14 protein-coding genes are annotated in these 19681 nt (G+C 71.9%); 6 read left to right on the forward strand and 8 right to left on the reverse strand.

The window, feature by feature from the left end:
- Nucleotides 1-316: 316 nt before the first annotated feature.
- Nucleotides 317-3301, reverse strand: a complete 2985-nt coding sequence (locus ACFZB3_RS24535; protein ID WP_391378870.1) for a glycine--tRNA ligase — start codon at nucleotides 3299-3301, stop codon at nucleotides 317-319.
- A 620-nt stretch (nucleotides 3302-3921) separates the two neighbouring features.
- On the opposite strand from ACFZB3_RS24535, the gene ACFZB3_RS24540 reads away from it, so the two are divergent.
- From ACFZB3_RS24540 to ACFZB3_RS24565, 6 genes are read left to right on the forward strand one after another with little or no spacing between them, the layout of a single operon-like run.
- Nucleotides 3922-6207, forward strand: a complete 2286-nt coding sequence (locus ACFZB3_RS24540) for an ATP-binding cassette domain-containing protein (RefSeq protein ID WP_391378444.1) — start codon at nucleotides 3922-3924, stop codon at nucleotides 6205-6207.
- Nucleotides 6195-7532: a condensation domain-containing protein gene (locus tag ACFZB3_RS24545; RefSeq protein WP_391378446.1), complete on the forward strand. Its 1338-nt coding sequence runs from the start codon at nucleotides 6195-6197 to the stop codon at nucleotides 7530-7532. Before ACFZB3_RS24540 ends, ACFZB3_RS24545 begins: the two co-directional genes overlap by 13 nt.
- Nucleotides 7533-7574: 42 nt before the next feature.
- A complete protein-coding gene (locus ACFZB3_RS24550; protein ID WP_391378448.1) occupies nucleotides 7575-7823 on the forward strand; it encodes a phosphopantetheine-binding protein in 249 nt (82 codons plus the stop codon).
- A gap of 6 nt (nucleotides 7824-7829) precedes the next feature.
- Nucleotides 7830-9287: an AMP-binding protein gene (locus ACFZB3_RS24555; RefSeq protein ID WP_391378450.1), complete on the forward strand. Its 1458-nt coding sequence runs from the start codon at nucleotides 7830-7832 to the stop codon at nucleotides 9285-9287.
- On the forward strand, nucleotides 9274-11031 hold the full coding sequence (locus ACFZB3_RS24560; protein ID WP_391378451.1) for an AMP-binding protein: 1758 nt from the start codon (nucleotides 9274-9276) through the stop codon (nucleotides 11029-11031). The genes ACFZB3_RS24555 and ACFZB3_RS24560 overlap by 14 nt, the downstream gene beginning before the upstream one ends.
- The gene (locus ACFZB3_RS24565; protein WP_391378453.1) at nucleotides 11028-11960 is read left to right on the forward strand and encodes a JmjC domain-containing protein; all 933 of its coding nucleotides are present in this window, start codon (nucleotides 11028-11030) and stop codon (nucleotides 11958-11960) included. Before ACFZB3_RS24560 ends, ACFZB3_RS24565 begins: the two co-directional genes overlap by 4 nt.
- 449 nt (nucleotides 11961-12409) lie before the next feature.
- Here ACFZB3_RS24565 and ACFZB3_RS24570 read toward each other — a convergent pair whose 3' ends face one another.
- The 7 genes from ACFZB3_RS24570 to fae form a co-directional block, all read right to left on the reverse strand.
- On the reverse strand, nucleotides 12410-13276 hold the full coding sequence (locus ACFZB3_RS24570) for a BTAD domain-containing putative transcriptional regulator (protein WP_391378455.1): 867 nt from the start codon (nucleotides 13274-13276) through the stop codon (nucleotides 12410-12412).
- 104 nt (nucleotides 13277-13380) lie between these two features.
- On the reverse strand, nucleotides 13381-13989 hold the full coding sequence (locus ACFZB3_RS24575; RefSeq protein WP_391378458.1) for a LuxR C-terminal-related transcriptional regulator: 609 nt from the start codon (nucleotides 13987-13989) through the stop codon (nucleotides 13381-13383).
- A 294-nt stretch (nucleotides 13990-14283) separates the two neighbouring features.
- A complete protein-coding gene (locus tag ACFZB3_RS24580; RefSeq protein WP_391378460.1) occupies nucleotides 14284-15444 on the reverse strand; it encodes an iron-containing alcohol dehydrogenase in 1161 nt (386 codons plus the stop codon).
- A 46-nt stretch (nucleotides 15445-15490) separates the two neighbouring features.
- A complete protein-coding gene (locus ACFZB3_RS24585; RefSeq protein WP_391378462.1) occupies nucleotides 15491-16420 on the reverse strand; it encodes an NAD(P)-binding domain-containing protein in 930 nt (309 codons plus the stop codon).
- A 43-nt stretch (nucleotides 16421-16463) separates the two neighbouring features.
- On the reverse strand, nucleotides 16464-17984 hold the full coding sequence (locus tag ACFZB3_RS24590) for an aldehyde dehydrogenase family protein (RefSeq protein WP_391378464.1): 1521 nt from the start codon (nucleotides 17982-17984) through the stop codon (nucleotides 16464-16466).
- On the reverse strand, nucleotides 17981-19093 hold the full coding sequence (locus ACFZB3_RS24595) for an enolase C-terminal domain-like protein (RefSeq protein WP_391378466.1): 1113 nt from the start codon (nucleotides 19091-19093) through the stop codon (nucleotides 17981-17983). The genes ACFZB3_RS24590 and ACFZB3_RS24595 overlap by 4 nt, the downstream gene beginning before the upstream one ends.
- Entirely contained in the window at nucleotides 19090-19653 is a 564-nt protein-coding gene (gene fae / locus ACFZB3_RS24600) for a formaldehyde-activating enzyme (protein ID WP_391378468.1), read from the reverse strand. The genes ACFZB3_RS24595 and fae overlap by 4 nt, the downstream gene beginning before the upstream one ends.
- Nucleotides 19654-19681: the final 28 nt, after the last annotated feature.

The following is a 19681-nucleotide window of genomic DNA, read 5'->3' on the forward strand; positions in this document are numbered from 1 at the left end:
GCCACTGACAAATACCGTCGTTATACCAAGAGTGGTCACTGCAATGGTCGGTTGCCTGCCGCGGCGGTCCGCGCGGGCGTTCGCCGACGTGGGCGGCCTCGTGGAAAGTCCTGATCGCCGCACGGAACCGGAACCCCGGACCGCCCGCGGAGGCGGGGGCGGCCGGCGGGATTCCGTCCCGACCGAGCCGTCGACGGGCCGGGAAGGGCAGCACCGTCGGTGCGTCGGTCACGCCGTGCGGCTCCGGGCGGCCGGCCCCGGGAGCGGGGCGGACACCCCCGGCCGTACCCGGGGGCGTCCGGGCGCCGACGGTCTCTCAGACCAGCTCTTCCCAGTCGACGATGCCTTCCGCGAGGTCGCGTACGGCGGCGAGCAGGCCCAGCCTGTTGGCTCGGACGCCGGGATCCCCGGCCATCACCAGGACGTCGTCGAAGAAGCTGTTCACCGCGTCGGCCAGCTCGCCGGTCTCCGCGTTGAAGCGGATGAGCGAGGTCTCTCCGTCGAGGACCTGACGGGCCTTGGCCAGCGCGGTGTGCAGAGCCTGCTCGGCCGGCTCTTCGAGCCGGTGCGGGTCGTAGGCCGCCGCCTGTCCGGTCGGCACGATGCGGCGCACCCGCTGGAAAGCCGCCAGAACCATCGCGAAACGGTCGTCCCCCCGCAGGCTCTCCAGCTCCTCCAGGGTGTGCGCGGCCAGCCGCGGCGCGTCGGCCCGCACCAGGACCGCGCGGACGTCCGTGACGGCATGCCCCTGCTCGACGAGCTGCTGTTCGAAGCGGCGCAGGACGAACCGGGCCGCGCCGTCCAGGTGTTCCGGTGCCACGGGCACGGCCTGCTGTTCCGCCGCGATCGCCAGCCCCTGGCCGAGCGTGATCCCGGCCAGGTCGCTCCTGGAGAGGAGGATGTTGACCACGCCGAGGGCGGAGCGCCGCAGCCCGAACGCATCGGAGCTCCCGGTGGGTTCCGCACCGATCGCGAACAGACCGACCAGCAGGTCGAGCCGGTCCGCCAGGGCCAGCAGGGCCCCCGGCAGGGTGGCCGGCAGCGCGTCGCCGGCGAAGCGCGGCAGTTCGTTCTCGAAGAGAGCCGCCGCCACCGCTTCGCTCTCGCCCGCTCGCACGGCGTACTCGCGGGCCATGACGCCCGCGAGACCGGACAGCTCCGTGACCATCTGCGAGCCGAGGTCGAACTTGGTCAGCTCCGCGGCCCGGTCCAGGACCTCGCGGTCCGTGCCGGAGACGCCGACAACCTCCGCCAGCCGGCGGGCGACGGCCGAGATGCGCTCGGCGCGATCCGCCATGGAACCGAGCCGCTCCTCGAACGTGAGGAGGCGGGTCCTTTCCCTCATCTCGCCCAGCGGTGTCCCGAGGTCCGCCCGCCAGAAGAAGGAGGCGTCCTCGTACCGGGCGCGCAGCACGGCCTCGTTGCCGTGGCGGACGACATCGTGGTCGCACGAACCGTTGGCCACCGCGACGAAGTACGGCAGCATCCTGCCCTCCGCGTCCACGACGGGCAGGTATCGCTGGTGCTTGCGCATGACGGTGACGAGGATGTCCGCGGGCAGCGTCAGGTACTTCGCGTCGAAGGCGCCGAGGACCGGGGTCGGGAACTCGACCAGGTTCGTGATCTCGTCGATGAGCGCGCCGTACTGCTCCACCTGGATGTGTCCGCCCACCCCCGCGGCGAGCCGGGTCGCCCCGTCCACCACCAGGCGCCGCCGCTCCGCCGCGTCCGCGAGGATTCCGTGGTCCTCCAGGAAGGCCAGGTACCCGTCCGCGGTCGGCACCTGCACCGCGGGAGGTACCGCGTCGCGGTGTACCTGTGTCGTGCGTCCCGACGTCAGGCCGGACACCGCGAACGGGACGACCCGCTCTCCCAGCAGAGCCGTGATCCAGCGGATCGGCCGGGTGAAGGCGAGCCGCGGAGCGTTCCACCGCATGTTCTTCTCGGACCGGAGCCCGGTCACGAGGTCCGCGAGGAGGGCGGAGAGGACCTCCTCGGCCGAACGGCCGACGACCTGCCGGGTGACCGCGACGTGCTCGTTGGCTCCCACGGTGACGCGCCCGAGCCCGGACGGATCCACGCCCTGACTCCTGGCGAAGCCGACGGCCGCCTGCGTGGGGTTCCCTTCCGCGTCGTAGGCTGCCGAGACCCGGGGCCCGCGCACGGTCTGCTCGTGGTCGGCCTCCCGGGGCAGAACGCCCAGGACGGTGGCGACCACGCGCCGGGGCCCGGCGCAGACGCTGATGTCCCCGTGGCCCAGCCGGGTGGCGGCGAGCTTCTCCGCCAACGCGTCGTGCACCGCCCGCGAGGTCCGGGTGACCTCGGCCGGCGGCATCTCCTCCACGCCGATCTCCACCAACAGCGTGGCCGGCCCGGGCCTGGCCGGTGACGCCTCGGCCGGGGTCACGACCACGGAGGCCCCGGCGGAGTCGGTGCCCGTGACCCGCCCCAGCGGGAAGCCGAGTTCCTCGCGCCGCGCGGCCCACAACCCGGCGACCTCGTGCGCCAGCCCGCGCATCCGGGCGAAGGAACGTGCCCGCTCCGTGGTGGAGACGGCACCTCGCGCGTCGAGCACGTTGAACGCGTGCGAGCACTTGAGGACGAAGGAGTACGCAGGCACGGGAAGGCGCAGGTCGAGCAGGCGGCGGGCCTCGCCGGCGCAGGCCTCGAACAGGCTCCGCTGGGTCTCCAGGTCGGCCTCGTCGAGGTAGTAGCGACTCATCTCGTACTCGGCCTGGCCGAACGCCTCACCGTACGTGACCCCTGGCGCGTACAGGAGGTCCTTGAAGTGGTCGACGCCCTGAAGCGCCATCAGAATGCGTTCCACGCCGTAAGTGATCTCGACCGACACCGGGTCCAGGGTGATGCCGCCCGACTGCTGGAAGTAGGTGAACTGGGTGATCTCCAGGCCGTCGAGCCACACTTCCCAGCCGAGCCCCCAGGCTCCGAGCGCGGGAGATGCCCAGTTGTCCTCGACGAAGCGGATGTCGTGTGCCGCCGTGTCGATGCCCAGGGCCCGCAGGCTGCCCAGGAAGAGTGCCTGCGCGTTTCCGGGTTCGGGCTTGAGGACGACCTGGTACTGGGTGTGGGTCTGCAGGCGATTCGGGTTCTCGCCGTAGCGTGAGTCGTCGGGCCGGACGCTCGGTTCCACGTAGGCGACGCGCCACGGCTCCGGGCCCTGGACCCGCAGGAACGTGGCGGGGTTGAGTGTGCCCGCACCCACCTCGGTGTTCATGGGCTGAACGAGCAGACACCCGTGTTCGGTCCAGTACTTGTTCAACACCAGCAGTGCTTCTTGCATCGTCAACACTGAGATCATTCCTCTACGGGTACGGCAGGCGCAGCACGGCGAACCTACAGGGCGGCCCATCATGGGGAGTCGACCATGGCCGGACATGCCGGGCAACCCGTTTTCTAGGGAATCCACTAGTCTTTCCGCGCTGCTCGTCGGGGAGCCGATTTGCCGTGAGAGCATGGCTCAGGTCGCTTGCGTGGAATTTCTCTGTCCTGGTCGGATGCATTTCCGGCGTGGAACACCCGTAATCGGCGGGGGTTGAGAATTCCGTTGACGCTCCCTACGGTATAGCTGTTCGGCCGTCCGGACGTGAAAGTAAATTCGTAACATCCTCTGTGCTTCTTTCCGCCGACCGGGTCCGCTGCTTTCGGCGGATATCGGCGGGCCATTGCTTTCGGTGCGAGGAAGCCTCTTCGGAAGGGAAAAGTCATGGACAACTTCGACGACATCGACATTTCTGAGCTGTCGGACGAGGAGCTGGACGACATCGTCGGCGGCCAGTTCGCGATCACCAGCAGCTGCGTCATCTGACGACTGCGTTCGAGGTCTGACTCCGCGGCCCGTCTGCCGGAGGGGCTTTCGCCGCTCCGGCAGACGGGCCGGCGGCTCACAACGGGAAGGGACCCATGCCTGGCGAATCCCGCTTCAACGCCGAGGCGCTCGAACACCATCGCAGGGGCGATGGCCTCGGACCGGTGTTCGGCCACGTTCCTCCCGCCACCCGGCCCAAGGGCCCGGCCGAGCGGATCACCGCGGTCCGCGAGCGATTCGGGCGCCGCACCCGCGCAGCGCGCCTGGAGGTCTGCTTCCAGACCCAGGTCAGCGACTGCGGTCCCGCCGCTCTCGTGACCGTGCTGCGCTACCACGGCGTGGACGTCTCCCTCGACGAGATCCGCGCCCGGGCCGGCTCCGGACGCAACGGCGCGTCGGCCCGTACCCTGCTGGAGATCGCCCGCGAGCACGGTGTCAAGGGCCGCGGCGTGCGGGCCACCACGGAGGCCCTGGCACGGCTGTCCCCGGGTTCGATCCTGTTCTGGAACTTCAGCCACTTCGTGGTCCTCGAAGGCGCCGGCAAGGATCACGTGGACGTCATCGACCCCGTGCACGGCCGCCGCAGGCTCGGCATGGCGTCGGTCGCCGAGTCCTTCACCGGTGTGGCCCTGGAGTTCGAGCCGCCGCTCGACACGGGCTCCGGTCGCCGTCGGCGCGGCGGCGAACTGCGCGGACCCTGGCACCGCCTGCGCCGGTTCCTTCCGCACGGACGGGAACTGGCGCTCCTCCTCGCGGCCTCCGCCGGACTCATGGCCTTCGAACTCGCCCTGCCGCTCACCACCGGATTCCTGGTCGCGCGCGTCCTCGGCAGCCGGTCCACCGGGGGAGTGTGGACGGCCTGGGCCGTCCTGGCCGGACTCGTCGTCCTCTACTTCTCGCTGTACGCGGCGCGGTCGTTCCTGGTGACCAGGCGTCAGGCCGTCATCGAGAAGCGGCTCACCCTGGGCATCGCCGGACACCTGGCGGACCTGCCCTACGACTTCTTCACCGTGCGCAACTCCGGTGACCTCGCCCTGCGGGTCCGCACCAGCAACGTCCTCGTCCAGGTCCTGAGCCTCACCGCGGTCTCGGCCGTCTTCGACAGCCTGCTCATCGTCGTCTACCTGGTCGTGATCGCCGTGGCCAACCCGCTGCTCGCGCTCCTCGTCACCGTGCTGGTCGTCCTCCAGACCGGCATCCTCGCGCTGACCTGGCGACGGCAGACGGGACTCAGCCAGGAGGTCCTGGAACGCCAGACCAAGTCCCAGGAGGAACTGGTGGAGATGCTGGAGAGCATCACCACCCTCAAGGCCGGCGGCATGGACGGCAGGGCGGTCGAGCGGTGGTCGCACACCCTGGTGCACGAGGTCAACAAGCGTCTGAGCGCCCGCCGCAACCTTGCCCTGTTCGCGTCCCTCAGCCGCACCGTGCAGTTCGCCGCCCCCCTCGTCGTGCTGGTCACCGGGATCTGGCTGGTCCTGAGCCACCACTACCCGCTCGGCGAGGCCATGGGCTTCATGACCCTGACGATCGCCCTGTTCATCCCGCTGGAAGGCCTCTTCGACGCCGGCTCCCAGCTGGCCGCCGTCCGGCCCACCCTCGCCCGGCTCGACGACGTCCTGCGCGCGGCCCCCGAACCCCGGGGCGCCTTCGCCGGCACCGGCGTCGCCAGGCCCGGCCGCATCCGGGCCGAAGCGGTCGCCTTCCGCTACCCGGGAGCGCCCCGGCTCACCCTCGACGACATCAACTTCGAAGTCGAACCGGGCCAGTTCACGGCCATCGTCGGCCGTTCGGGCTCCGGCAAGTCCACCCTCGGCATGCTGCTCGCCGGACTCCACACACCCACCAGCGGCACCCTCACCTTCGACGGTACCGACCTGGCCGAACTCGACCGGCCCACGCACCGGCGCCGCATCGGCTACGTCAACCAGAACGCCCACCTCTTCGGCGGCTCCATCCGGGACAACATCGTCTTCGGCGCCGACGAGATCAGCAGGGCCGACCTGATCACGGCCGTCGGGCTGGCGCACATCAACGAGGAGATCGAGGCCATGCCCATGGGCTACAACACCCTCGTCGCCCCGGGCGGCCACGGCTTGTCGGGAGGACAGCGCCAGCGGATCGTGCTGGCCCGGACGCTGGCGAAGAAGCCCGAACTCGTCATCCTCGACGAGGCGACCAGCGCCCTGGACCCCGCTCTGGAGGAAGCCATCATGCGGGGGCTGCTGGACGCGGGAATCACCGTCGTCGTCATAGCCCACCGCCTGACCGTCCTGGACGAGGCCGACCAGGTCGTCGTGATGCGCGACGGACGCATCGTGGAAACGGGTTCCCCCGCCGTCCTCAAGGAGAGCGGAACGGAGTACCTGTGTCTGGCCTGACGCACCCGCCGGCCGGTACGCCCTTCCCTCTCACCTACGAGCAGGACTGGTTCCACACCAAGACCCGCACCGCCGGCTGGTCCCACAAGAACGTCCAGCTCGGCTTCGAGATCCTCGGCGCCCTCGACACCGACGCCCTGGCGGCCGCCGTACGCGCCTTCGTGGTCCGGCACGACGCCCTGCACCTCCAGCTGGCTCCGGACCCGGGCCCGCACCCCCGGCAGTGGACCCGGCCCGTCGCCGCCGACGAGGAGGTCGTCCAGCGTCTGAAGGTGAAGGCCGCCTCGCCCGGACAGTTCTCCCACTACGCCTCGGCCCTGCTGTCCCGGGACTGCGTCACCCCGTGGTCGTACGGCACCCAACGGCCTTTCAGGATCCGGCTGCTGCGCCACGACGAGAACCACCACGCCCTGCTGGCGACCTTCCAGAACCTCGTCTTCGACGGCCGGGCCCACCACCTGTTCGGGTACGAGGTCTGGCGCGACTACGAGGCCCTGCGCAACGGCGAGCCGCTGCCGGACACCGCCCCCTCCTTCGCCGAGGCGGCGGTCCGGCAGCGGGCACGCGCCGGCGGGCGGCAGCGCGAACGGGCCCTGGCCGGCTGGCGGGAACGACTGGCGTTCCTGACCCGCACCTCCTGGACCGCCCCCGCCGGGGCCCCGCGCACCGAGAGCGGCGAGGTGGGGGCGGAACTGCCCGCCGCGGAGGTCGCCGCGCTGCGCGGGATGTGCGCCGAGTTCCGCTTCACCGTCCTGCAGTCGACGGTCGGTTTCTTCGTCGCGGCGCTCGCCGCCCGTACCGGCGCGGCCGAAGTGGGACTGTGGACCTCGATGGACTCGCGCTCGTCCCGGGACGCCGACGTGGTGGGGATGTTCGCCGGCTCCTGCCCGCTGACCATACGCGATGCCACAGCAGGCGCGCCGGCCGTACGAACGCAGGTGCGTGACCAGCTGCTCAACGCACTCAGACACCAGGGGCTGACCGCCGAGGACCTCGCCGCCCTGACCCGGGAGGCGGAGGAGACCGGCGGCGCGCCCGTCAACCGCGACATCTACGTCAACCTGCGCCGGTTCGAAGGGGACTCCGCGGTCGCCGACGACGGCGGCCGGCTGCGGATCACGGCCGACGCCTACCCGCTGCACAGGATCACCTTCCACGACACGTTCGCGCTTCACCTGCGGTGCACCGAGTTCCGCGACCGCCTCTGCATCGACCTGCTCTACGACGGACACCGCGCCGACCGCCGGCTGGCGCGGTCGATCCTGGACGACATGCTCGCCGGCATCACGGCTGCCGTGCGCGGCGCCCGCCCCGGAGAAGCCTGAGCAGGCCCGGCCCCCGTCCCCTCACCCAGCAGAGAAGGCGCCATGCCCGACACACCGATCGACACCGTACTGACCGCCGTGAGCGAGGTGTTCGGCCACCCGGTCACGCCCGAGGACGACTTCTTCTCCCTCGGCGGTGACTCCATCACCGCGGTCGAACTGAGCATCCGGCTGGAGGAACGCCTCGACGTCGACGTCGACGTCGAACTGATCGTCAACGTCCCGCATCTCGCCGCCCTGGCCGCCGCGCTCACGCAGCCTGCCGCCGCCCTGTCGACAGCCGACCACTGAGGAATCATGAAGCCCTATCTCTGGGACCCGTGGGCCACCGCGCGGACCGACCCGGACCGTGTGGCCGTGATCGCGGACGGCGAGGAGAGCACCTACGGCGACCTCACCGGCCGTGCGGACGCCCTGGCCCGGGGCCTGCGGGCCCACGGAATCGCCGACGGCGCGATCGTGTCGACCGACATCCCCACCGGGCCGGCCTTCTTCGCGCTGGCCCTCGCCGCGCTGCGCCACGGCTTCGGTCTGTTCCCGATCGACCCCGACCTGCTCGCACTCCCCGCGGGTCCGTCCCTGCTGGCATCGGTGGCCACGGCCGCACACATCTCCGCGGAGCCCCGGGCCGGCGGCCCCGCCCTGCCCTGCCCTGTGCTGACCGACACGGAACTGACGGCCCGGGCGGCCCGGGCGGCCGGGGCGGACGGGGCGGACGGGGCGGACGGGGCGGACGGGGCGTCCGCGTCCGTGCCGCCACCCGCCGCGGGCCGCCTGGTCTTCGCCACCTCCGGCACCACCGGACTGCCCCAGGCCGTGGCGCGCGCCCGCCCGCGCAGGCCGTACCGGGGGGTCGCGGTCCTCGAACGCTACGGCGCCGGCGCCGGCCGCGGCCCCCACCTGATGGCCAACCCCACCTATCACCTGGGCACGTTGGGACCCGCCCTGTACGCCCTCCAGGCCGGCAGCGCGGTCGTCGTCCAGCGCGCCTGGTCCTGTGGCGCCTTCACGGAACTGGCCGACCGCCACCGCGCGGACAGCGTCATGCTCAGTCCGGACCGCCTGATCGACCTCGTCGGGACCGGCGAGGCACCGCACCACCCCTTCCGGGTCGTCCTGCACGGCGGGGCCGCCTGCCCGCCCGCGGTCAAACGCGCGGCCATGGACCTGTTCGGTCCGGTCCTGCACGAGTACTACGGCACCTCGAAGGGCGTCATCACCGAGATCGGCACGGCGGAGTGGCTGGCCAGACCCGGATCCGTCGGGCGGCCCCTGCCGGGGATCCGCGTCGAGATCACCCGGGACGGCCGCCCGCTGACCGCGGGGGAGACGGGGGACATCGGCATCCGGCTGCGGGCGGCCGACCGGGACCCGTCGGACGCCGACGTGCTGCGGACCGGCGACGTGGGCCATGTCGACGACGAGGGCTACCTGTTCGTCCTCGGCCGGGCCGAGAGTCCCAGGGAGATACGGATGGCACGCCTCGAACACGACATCCGCCTGCTGCCCGGAGTCACCGACGCGGCCGTCGTCGACGGAGCCGGCGACGAACCGGTGTGCTTCGTGGAACACGGCGACGGGAGCACCTTCCCGGACCCGGTGACCGCCATCGAGGCCACGGCGGACCTGCTCGAACTGCCCTCTCCGCGCACCGTCCTGGCGTCCTCGGGCTCCCTGCCCCGTACGCCCAGCGGCAAGCTGAGGCGGGCCGATCTCGTCGTCCTGGCCCGGAGCGCGCCCGATGACGCCGGATAGCGGCGCAGTCGCGCACGGCTCCGGCACCGCCCCCGGATGGCTCCGGCACCACGCGCGACACCGGCCGGACGCCGCCGCGTTGACCTGCTGGGACGAAGGGGGGATCCGCCGCCGTCTGACCTTCGGCGAGCTGGGCCGCCTCGTGGACACGGTCGGCACCGCGCTGCGCCGTCCGGACGCGGCACCGGCACCGGCACCCGGGGAACGGGTGGCGCTGGTGCTGCCGAACGACGAGGCCTTCGCCGCCGTCCTGCTGGCCGCGATCGCCGCCGGACTCGTCCCGGTTCCCGCCCCTGCCCCGCGCACGACGCGCACCGAGGCGTTCGGGCAGAGGCTGCGCGCCATCGTCCTGGACTGCCGCCCGGTTCTCGTGATCACCACGGAGGCATGGCGGGACAGGGTGCGCGGCGCACTGGACGACCCGGCCACGCGGCCCCGGGTCGCCACCTGGGAGGAGCTGCTCGCGGTCGCCGGCGCCGGGCCCGTGGGCGGCGCCGGGCCCGCGGCACGGGTGATCCCGCAGGCACCGGCCTTCCTCCAGTACACCTCCGGCTCGACCGGTTCGCCCAAGGGCGTCGTCATCAACCACCGGGCACTGCTGTCCAGTTGCCGCCAGGCGGCGTGCTGCTACGGCGAGAACCCGACGGACGTCGCCGTGACATGGGTGCCGCTCCACCACGACATGGGCCTGATCACCGGTGTCCTCAGGCCGCTGTTCAGCGGATACGAGTCCGTACTCATGGCGCCCGAGCGCTTCGCCCGGCGCCCGGGAGAATGGCTCGCCGCCCTCACCGCCTGCCGCGGCACGCTCTCCAGCGCTCCCGACTTCGCGTACGACCTGTGCGCCCGCAAGACCACCGACGCCGAGGCGGCCGCACTGGACCTGCGTACCTGGCGCGTCGCCCGCAGCGCCGGAGAACCGGTCCGCGCCACCACCGCCGATCGGTTCACGGCGCGCTTCGCGGCCGCGGGGTTCAGCGCCGGGAGCCTGTGTCCCTCGTACGGGATGGCGGAAGCCACCCTCACCGTCACCGCCACCACCCCCGCCGTCCCGCCGCTGCGTCTCGCCGCCGGCACCGACGCGCTGCGCGCCGGCCGCGTGGTCCCGGCCGGGCCGGGAGCCGCCGCCACCCCCCTGCTCTCCTCGGGCACCCCGCTGCCGGGCACCCGGGTACGCATCGGCGACGGCCGGCAGCGGGAGGGCCACGTGGGAGAGATCCATGTCCAGGGCCCGCAGCTGTACAGCGGCTACTGGCGCCGGCCGGTCCGACGGCCCGGCTGGCACGCCACCAGGGACCTGGGGTTTCTCCACGACGGCCAGCTGTTCGTCCTCGGCCGGGCCGATGACGTACTGGTCCGTCACGGCCGCAACTTCTACCCGGTGGACATCCTCGCGGTCTGCGCGGGCATACCGGGCCTGCGACCGGGCCGGTGCGCCGCCTTCGCCGTCGCGGACGGGGACTCGGGCGAGCGCCTGTGCCTGGTGGCGGAGGCGTCCGAAGGGCCCGGCGCACCGCCCCCCGCGCAGGTGGCCGCCGAGGTCCGGCGTCGCCTCGCGCAGGCCCTCGACCTGTACGTCTCGGAGGTCGTCCTGCTGCCCAGGGGCGGCCTTCCCGTGACGACCAGCGGGAAGGTCCGGGTCGCCGAGACCAGACGGCTCTTCGAGCGGGGCACCCTGCCCGCCCTCCGGCCCCGGGTATCCCGGCGGGCACCGTCCGAGCACGCAAAGGAACGCACGACATGAACGTCGCACACGCCACGACACTGTCCCGGTGGGTCGGCGACCCCGCGGCCTTCGCCGCCGACCACTGGCGCCGCCGCCCCGGCGTCTTCACCCCCGACGGCCCCCTCGCCAGCCCCTTCACCCTGACCGACGTGGACGATGCCCTCGCCACCGGCTTCCTGCACGAGCCCTACGTGGAGATGACCGGCGCGGAGGGACCGCTCCCCGCCGACGCCTACTTCTCGGCACGCTCCGTCAACCACACCCCGTACGCCGGGTTCGCCGACCAGAAGAAGATCCGGGCGCTGATCGAGCAGGGCGCGACCCTGCTCATGCGCAGGGTCGACCAGTGGCACGGCCCCACCCGCGACCTCCTCGCACGGCTGTCCGCCGAACTCCGGCGGCCGGTGGAGGCGTTCTGCTTCGTCACCCCCTCCGGCAGCCAGGGGGCCCCACTGCACCGCGACGACGCCGATGTGCTCGTCCTCCAACTGGGCGGCAGCAAGGACTGGCGCGTCTACGAGGGGCCGGCGGACGGGGAGTGGCAGGAGGGGAGAGTGGAGGGAGAACCGCCCCGCGAGGTGCTGTGCGCCACCGTGCACGCCGGCGAGGTCCTCTACATCCCGCGCGGCTTCCCCCACCAGGCCGTGGGCAGCGGCGGCCTGTCCGCACACCTGTCACTGACGATCCGCGAGATCCACAAGGGCGACCTGTTCCGCAGCCTGCAGAAGCTCTCGGCCAGGGCCATGGCCGTCGAGGCACGCCCGCTGGACGAGGAGGCCCTCCTCGCCGCGGCCACCGCCATGCTCGACCACGTCGGCAAGGCGGTGGCCGGCCTGACCCCGCAGGACCTGGTGGACCATGCCAGGCGGAGCAGACTCGCCGCGCTGCCCGCGCCGGGCCTGCCGGTGTCGCTCAGCGATCTGGCCGCCGAGTACACCGACGACTAGCGACCACTGTGGAAAAGGCGGCTCACTGCTGGGAACAGACTTCGCACTGCGAACCCGTGCCGTTCCATAACGTTCCCGGAAGGCCCGTGGCCAGCTCGTGGTGGTTCGTCGACCCGGAGAGCGGACGGTCCGGCGCCGCACCCGCCAGCGCACTTCCGGTGGCGCCGCTCATGATGACCGCCACGGCCACCACGACGAACGAGAGATGGAGACGCGAAGGCCTGCCGCCCTGGGGTGGTATCACGTTTTGTTTCCGTTTCTGTAGTGAATCCGGGCCGCGAGTTCTGTAGTGAATCCGGGCCGCGAGCCGCCGGAATCCGCAGCGTTTCGTAAGGATGGCAGCCCGCGATCAACGCGCGATCAATACGCAGGTGAGGGGTGAACCCGAGGCGCCCTCCGGGAGGTACGACCGTGGCGCAGGCGGGCGTTGATCCGGGCTCCGGGCCAGGTCAGGGCGAGATGGCCCGGTTCGCCGCGATGCCGCTGACGATCTCGGCGTCGTCGGCCAGGATCGCCTGGTGCAGCGTGCGCAGCTGTCGCCCCGGGGAGATTCCCAGCTCGTCGGCCAGCAGCTGATACGCCTCGCGATAGGCGGCGAGCGCGGCATGGCGTTGGCCCGACCGCCACAGGGCCAGCATGAGATCGGCACGCAGCTGTTCCTGATGGGGATAGTCGTCGACCGCGGCAAGGAGTTCGGGAATGATCTCGAAATGCTGACCGTCCGCGAGCTGCGCCTGGAAGTACTTCATCAGAAGGCCGAGCCGGAACTGTTCCAGCCGGGCGGCCTCGGCCTGCATGAACAGCGTCTTGGTGAGGCCGCTCAGGGGCTTGCCCCGCCACAGCCGGATCGCCTCGCGCAAGAGTCTGCCGGCCTCCTTGGGCGCACCGTTCTGGAGGCTTTCCTTGCCGAGCTGCCACAACCGCTGGCACCGCTCCAGGTCAACCCGGTCGGACTCGACGGAGAGCTGGTAGCCGTCGCTCGTCGTGATCAGGCGGACGTCGGCCGTCCGTCCGAACTGGCTGCGCAGCCGGCTGACGTAGAGCTGCGTGTTCTTCTTGGCGCTCGACGGCGGCCGCTCCCCCCAGGTGGCCTCGATGATGTTGCCCACCGAGACATGCCGGTTGACATTGAGGCACAGGTAGGCGAAAAGGATCTGCGGCTTCGCTCCTCCCGGGGACAGGGTGACGCCCGACACGAGGATTTCAAGCGGCCCCAAGAGATTCAGTTGCGTAAGGCCGGCCTCGGCTGCGCCGCCTCGGTCACCACCTGGACGAGACGCTCCGCCGTTCAGCCATGCACTGCGCGCGAACTCCACTCCTACCCCATTCCGAGAAACGGTGACGCGTCCGGGAGACGGCGACGCGTCCTGATGAATTGCTGAATGCCGGACAGGGGCGGGTGAACGATCTGCCCGGGCTCCTACTTGATGAACTCGTCGGCGACCCGGGGCGGCCAGGCATTGGTCTGCAGTATTCCCGTCGAGTAGGCGAGCGCGATCAGCGCCACCCGATTCGGCATGTCGAACTGCCGCAGCATGCGCGAGATGTGGTACTCGACGGTCTGGCGGCTCACGAACAGGCGCGACGCCAGGAATTCCGAGGTCAGTCCGGCTGCGGTTCCCTCCAGCACCTTCGCAGCCATCTCGCCGATGCTCAGGCCGTCACCGCTCACCACCCCCGGCGCGGGGGCTTCGGGGGGACGGACGAGCTGCACGGCCACGGCCCTGTTCGGCGAGCTGCCGTACAGGGCCGTCGCGGTGAGCACGGCACTGAGCGGCGAGGCGGACTGCCGCAGCAGCGCTATGTGATGGCTGAACTGGTCCCGAGTGCCGGCGAGAAGCTGGTTCAGGTGACGGTCGAGGGCCTCGCGAAGGTTCGGCGCTATGAGGTGGCGGAACGGCTTTCCGTACAGCACGTCACCCGACCCGCCGAACTGCCGGAAGAATTCAGGACTTCCGTACTGCATCTGTTGCCTTCGGTCGAGAAAGACCAAGACGTCGCTGTCCGCGATCAGCGAAGAACGGTTCATTCGTGCTCCTGTGGCTTTCCACTGCACCCTGGCTGCTTGACGGCTCCCCACCAGCGGGCCCCTCCGGCGAAACGCGTCCACCACCCTCCTCACCGGTACGGGGTCATACTGACCCACCGTGATCAAGTCCTGATCAGCGGCGAATCTAGGTACCGGATACCGGGGCACCTCGATCGACCGGACCCGCCTCGTCACGACGACAAGCAGAAGGCCGCCTCCTCGGTGGCGAGGAGACGGCCTTCGGCACGTCGTGGGACTGCTCCGGACCTGACCGCGGCACGTGCGGCGGAGCGCCTAGTACACCGCTTCGAGGATCCCCAGGATCTGCTCCTCGGTGGGCTGCCGGGGCGCGTTGCGGGTGACCGCGTCCGCGAGGGCGCCCGCGGCGACCGGGCGCAGCAGGTCCGGGCGGGCGCCCAGCTCGCGCAGCGGCTGCTTGATGCCGAGGGCGCCGGAGATCTCGCGGACGGCGCCGATCGCGGCGCGGGCCCAGTCGCCGTCGGCGGGCGGGGCGAGGCGCAGGGCGCGGGCGGTCTGCTCGTACGCCTCCTGCGCGGCGGGTGCGCCGAACTCCAGGACCTCCTCCAGGACGGCGGCGAGCGCGACCCCGTGCGGGGTGCCGGTGTGGGCGGTCAGGGCGTGCCCGATGCCGTGGACCAGGCCGAGCCCGGAGATGGTCAGGGCCTGGCCCGCCAGGTGGGCGCCGAGCATCAGCCCCGCCCGGGCCTCCAGGTCCGAGCCGTCGGCGTGGGCGACGGGCAGCCAGCGGCCGACCATCGCCACCGCCTGCGTCGCGTACGCGGCCGAGACCGGGTTCGCGCCCCGCGAGGCCAGCGACTCGATACCGTGCACCAGGGCGTCGATGCCGGTGGCCGCCGTGATCCCGGCGGGCAGGCCCAGCGTCAGCTCGGGGTCGAGCAGCGCGATCCGCGGCTTCACCGAGGGGTGGCCGAGGTACACCTTGCGACGGGCTCCGGTGTCCTCGATGACGCCGAAGCCGTTGGTCTCCGCGCCGGTGCCCGAGGTGGTCGGGATCGCGATCAGCGGCAGCCCGTCGAGCGCCTCCCACAGCGCGTCGGCGTCGGCCGCCGCCGCGTCCGCGTTGCCGACCAGGAGCGAGATGCCCTTGGCCGCGTCGAGGACCGAGCCGCCGCCGAGGGCGATCACCACGGCCGGGCCGAACTCCCGGGCCCGGGCGGCGCCTTCGTCGACGTTGCCGGTGGAGGGGTTGGCGCCGACCCCGTCGTACACCCCGTGCTCGACGCCCGCCGCGTCCAGCACCTTGAGCACCTGGCCGGCGATCCCGGCGGCCCGCAGCCCGCGGTCGGTGACCACGAACGCGCGGCTCATGCCGAGGGAGGAGACCAGGTCGGGAAGGTGCGCGAGACGGCCGGGGCCGAACTCGACACGGCACGTGGGATCGACGGTCAGCTGGCTGGTGAGGGACTCGCCCATGGCGTACGGCTCCTGGAGACGCGGGGTGGAGGGGGTGCGGTTCGGCTCAGGCGGGGGTGCTCAGCAGGGCCCCCTCCGGCTTCGGCAACCGGAACTCCCGTCCGGCCAGCGCCTCGTACAGCCGGACCGGGCTCATTTCCCCGGCCAGGTCGCCGTGTTCCGCCTTGGAGCGGCGGTAGATCTGCTCCACCAGCGCGGACAGCTCGGTGGCGACGCCCAGGTCGCGGCCCAGGTCCACGGCGAGGCCCAGGTCCTTGCAGGCGAGGACCATGGCGAACGAGTCGTCGTAGTCGCCGTCGACCAGCACGGACAGCAGGTCCTGCGCCAGGAAGTGCGAGGCGGCCGGGCTGGCGAGCAGCGAGTTGCGCAGCACGCCCAGGTCGACGCCCGCCTTCGTGCCCATGGCCAGCACCTCGGAGGTGGCGACGAGATGGGTGAACCAGAGCAGGTTGATCATCAGCTTGACCGTGTAGCCGGCTCCCGGCGGGCCCACGTGCAGCACCTTGTCCGGGTCGCCCATGGCCTCGAAGACCGGCAGGCAGCTCCGGAAGTCCTCGGCCGGGCCGCCCACGAAGATCTGCAGCCGCCCCGCCTCGGCGCCGCGCGCCATGCCGCTGACGGGGGCGTCCAGCCGGCGTACCCCGCGCCGGTCCAGGACGTCGGCGGCGATCCGGTCCGCGACGGCCGGGGTGGAGGTCGACATGTCGATCCACAGGGCCCCCTCGGGCAGCGCCTCGGCGGCCCCGCCGCGCAGCAGCACCTCCTCCACGATGCGCGGGTTGGGCAGCATGGTGATCAGCAGCTCGGCGCCGGCCGCGCAGCCGGCAGGGGTGTCGGCCCAGCTCGCGCCGAGCGCCAGGTGCTCGGCGGCGGCCTCGGGCCGGGTGTCGTGCACGGTGACCGTGTGTCCCGCCCGGATCAGGTGGCGGGCCATGTGGCGTCCCATGTTGCCCAGGCCGATGAAACCGATCCTCATCGTTGTCCTCGCTAGGTGATGGTGAAGTACGGGGAGGGGCCGCTCAGGCCAGGTTGATCCAGGTGGTCTTCAGCGCCGTGTACGCGTCCAGCGCGTGCAGGGACTTGTCGCGTCCCGCGCCGGTGGCCTTGAAGCCGCCGAACGGGGTGATGACGTCGCTCGCGTCGAAGGTGTTGATCCAGACCGTGCCGGCCCGCAGCCGCCTCGCGGTCCGGTGCGCGACCGTGACGTCACGGGTCCAGACGGCCGCGACCAGCCCGAAGTCGCTCTCGTTCGCGAGCCGTACGCCCTCGTCGACGTCGCCGTCGTACGACACGACGGCGAGCACCGGTCCGAAGATCTCCTCCTGGCCGACGACGGACGTGTTCGCCACGCCGTCGAGCACGGTCGGCTCGACGAAGCTGCCGCCGGTGCCGGTGAGCGTGCGCCCGCCGCCCAGCAGGACCCGCGCGCCGTCCGCCTTGCCGCGCTCGATGTAGCCGAGGATCCTGGCCAGTTGGGCCTCGTCCACGATCGGCCCCAGCACGGTGGCCGGGTCGAGCGGGTCGCCGACGCGGAAGGTCTCGGCGGTGATCCGGCGAACGGCGTCCAACAGCCGGTCCTTCACCGAGGCGTGCACGACGACCCGGGAACCCGCGTTGCAGGTCTGCCCGGCGTTGTAGAAGATCCCCCACGCCACGGCGGACGCGGCGGCCTCGATGTCGGCGTCGGCCAGGACCAGTTGGGGCGACTTGCCGCCCGCCTCCACGGCGACCTGCTTGCCGTTGGACTCGCCCGCGTAGACCTGGAAGAGGCGGGCGACCTCCGCCGAGCCGGTGAAGGCGATCTTGTCCACGTCCGGGTGGCGGCCGAGGGCCTGACCGGCGACCTCGCCGCGGCCGGGGACCACGTTGAGCACGCCGTCGGGCAGCCCCGCCTCGGTGGCCAGCGCCGCGAGCCGGAGCGCGGCGAGCGAGGTCTGCTCGGCGGGCTTGAGGACCACGCTGTTGCCGGTGGCGAGGGCCGGGCCCAGCTTCCAGCCGGCGATCAGCAGCGCGTAGTTCCACGGCACGACCGCACCGACGACACCGAGGGGTTCGCGGGTGATCAGCGCCAGCGCGTCGCCGGGGGTCGGGGCCACCTCGTCGTACGTCTTGTCGACCGTCTCGGCGTACCAGGCGATGGTCTCGGCCGTCCTGGTCACGTCGACGCGCACCGACTCGGTGATGGGCTTGCCCATCTCCAGGGTGTCGAGCAGCGCCAGTTCCCCGGCGTTCGCGAGGACCAGCCCGGCCCAGCGCAGCAGGATCCGCTTGCGCTCCTTCGGCGCGAGGTCACGCCAGCGGCCGTCCTCGAAGGCGGCCCGCGCGGACCGTACCGCCCGGTCCACGTCCTCGGCCCCGGCCGCCTGCACCTCGGCCAGCACCGCGCCGTCGCGCGGCGAGACGCTGGTGAAGGAGTCCCCGGAGGTCGCGTCGGTGAAGGCGCCGTCGATGAACGGGCGGGTCTCGAAGGCGAGTTTGTCCGCCGCGGCCAGCCAGTCGTCGTGCGAGCGCGCCAGCAACTCGTCGATGGTGTACGTCACTTGATCCTCCAGCGGTCGATCGCGTCCTCGTCCAGCTCGACACCGAGACCGGGCAGGTCCGGGACCTCCAGATCGCCGTCGGCGTTCACCCGCACCGGCTCGGCGAGCATGAAGTCGCGGCGTTCGGGGGTCCAGCCGGGCGGGTCGTAGGGGAACTCGAAGAACGGGCCGCCGCCGACGCCCGCCGCGACATGGAGGTTGGCGAGCACGCCGATGCCGTTGGTCCAGCTGTGCGGAGTGAACTGACGGTGCTTCAGCTGGGCCAGCTCGGCCAGCGTGCGGGCCCGGTGCATGCCGATCGCGAGCACCACGTCCATCTGGTAGATGTCGAGGGCGTCCGCTTCGAGATAGCGCAGCAGCTCGGTGGGGGAGTGGTGCATCTCGCCGGCCGCGATCCGCACCCCCGGGTTCTCGGCGCGCAGCTGCCGGAAGCCGTTCAGGTCGGCATACGGCAGCGGCTCCTCCACCCAGAACACGTCCAGTTCGGCGAGGCGGGCGACGGTCTTGCGGGTCCTGGCGAGGTCGGAGGCGTTCGCGGTGTCGCCGGCCATCCGCCAGGACTGGTTGAGGTCGACCATGATCTCGAAGCCGGGCCCGAGTTCCTCACGGACGGCCCGGACCGCCGCGATGCCCTCGTCGATCCGGTTGCGGTCGATCCGGATCTTCATGGCGCGGAAACCGGCCTCGCGCACCCTCAGGGCGGTCTCGACCCGCTCCTCGGGGGACTTGAGCTCGCCGGAGGAGGCGTACGCGGGCAGCTTCTTCGCCGCGTTGCCGAACAGCTCCGACACCGGGCGGCCGTGCACCTTGCCGATGACGTCCCACAGCGCGGCCTCCAGCGGCCAGTAGTGGGCGCCGTGGAAGTTGGCGGTCTCGATCGCCCGCACATGCCGGGTGATGTCGAGCGGGTCCTCGCCGACGAACAGGTGCTTGTACGTCTCGAAGCCGTCCATCAGGTCCCCGGAGCCGATGCCGGTGACGCCCTCGTCGGTATGGACGCGGACGATCGTCGCGTCGAAGACCCGGCGCGGCTCCGGGTCCCAGGCGGCGCGGAACGGCGGGTCCAGCTCCAGCCGCAGCCGGTCCAGGACGATGTCGGTGATCTTCATCGGGCGAGCACCTCGGCGGTCGGCGTGTAGAACGGGTTCGCGGCGCCCTCCCTGGCGGCCGCCAGCACGTCGGAGACGGTCGGCGTGCCGGTCACGGCGGCCCGGACCGCGCCGTACGCGGCGGCGCGCTGGTTGCGGAAGGCGGCGTCCAGGTCGCCGACCGCCGGGTTGACCCACACCGCGGCGATGATCAGCAGGTCGTCCGCCTCCGCCGCCGGGATCAGCCCCTCCTCGACCGCGTCCGCGACCCCCTGCGCGAGGCCGGCCTGGGCGGCACCCCAGGTCGCCCGCTCGTGCAGCTCGCCCGCGGCGGCGGCCTTGGTCACGAACAGGGTCAGCGGCTTCACCGGCACCGACGGCCGGACGACCGTCAGGAACGGGACGTGCCCGGCGCTCGGGGTGGCCAGCGCCGTCGCCCACGCGGTCTCGACGGGGCCGCCCTTGCGTCCGAGCACGATGTTCGTGTGGGCGGCGTTCGCGCCGTCGCCGACGAACGACTCGCCGATCAGCGCGGTCGCCGCGAAGCCGGGCGGACGGGTGGGGGAAACCGGCGTGGGCATCGGAACTCCTGGGCCTGGGAAGGGTGGT

The organism is Streptomyces sp. NPDC008092 (genome assembly GCF_042957285.1).
GTDB lineage: Bacteria > Actinomycetota > Actinomycetes > Streptomycetales > Streptomycetaceae > Streptomyces.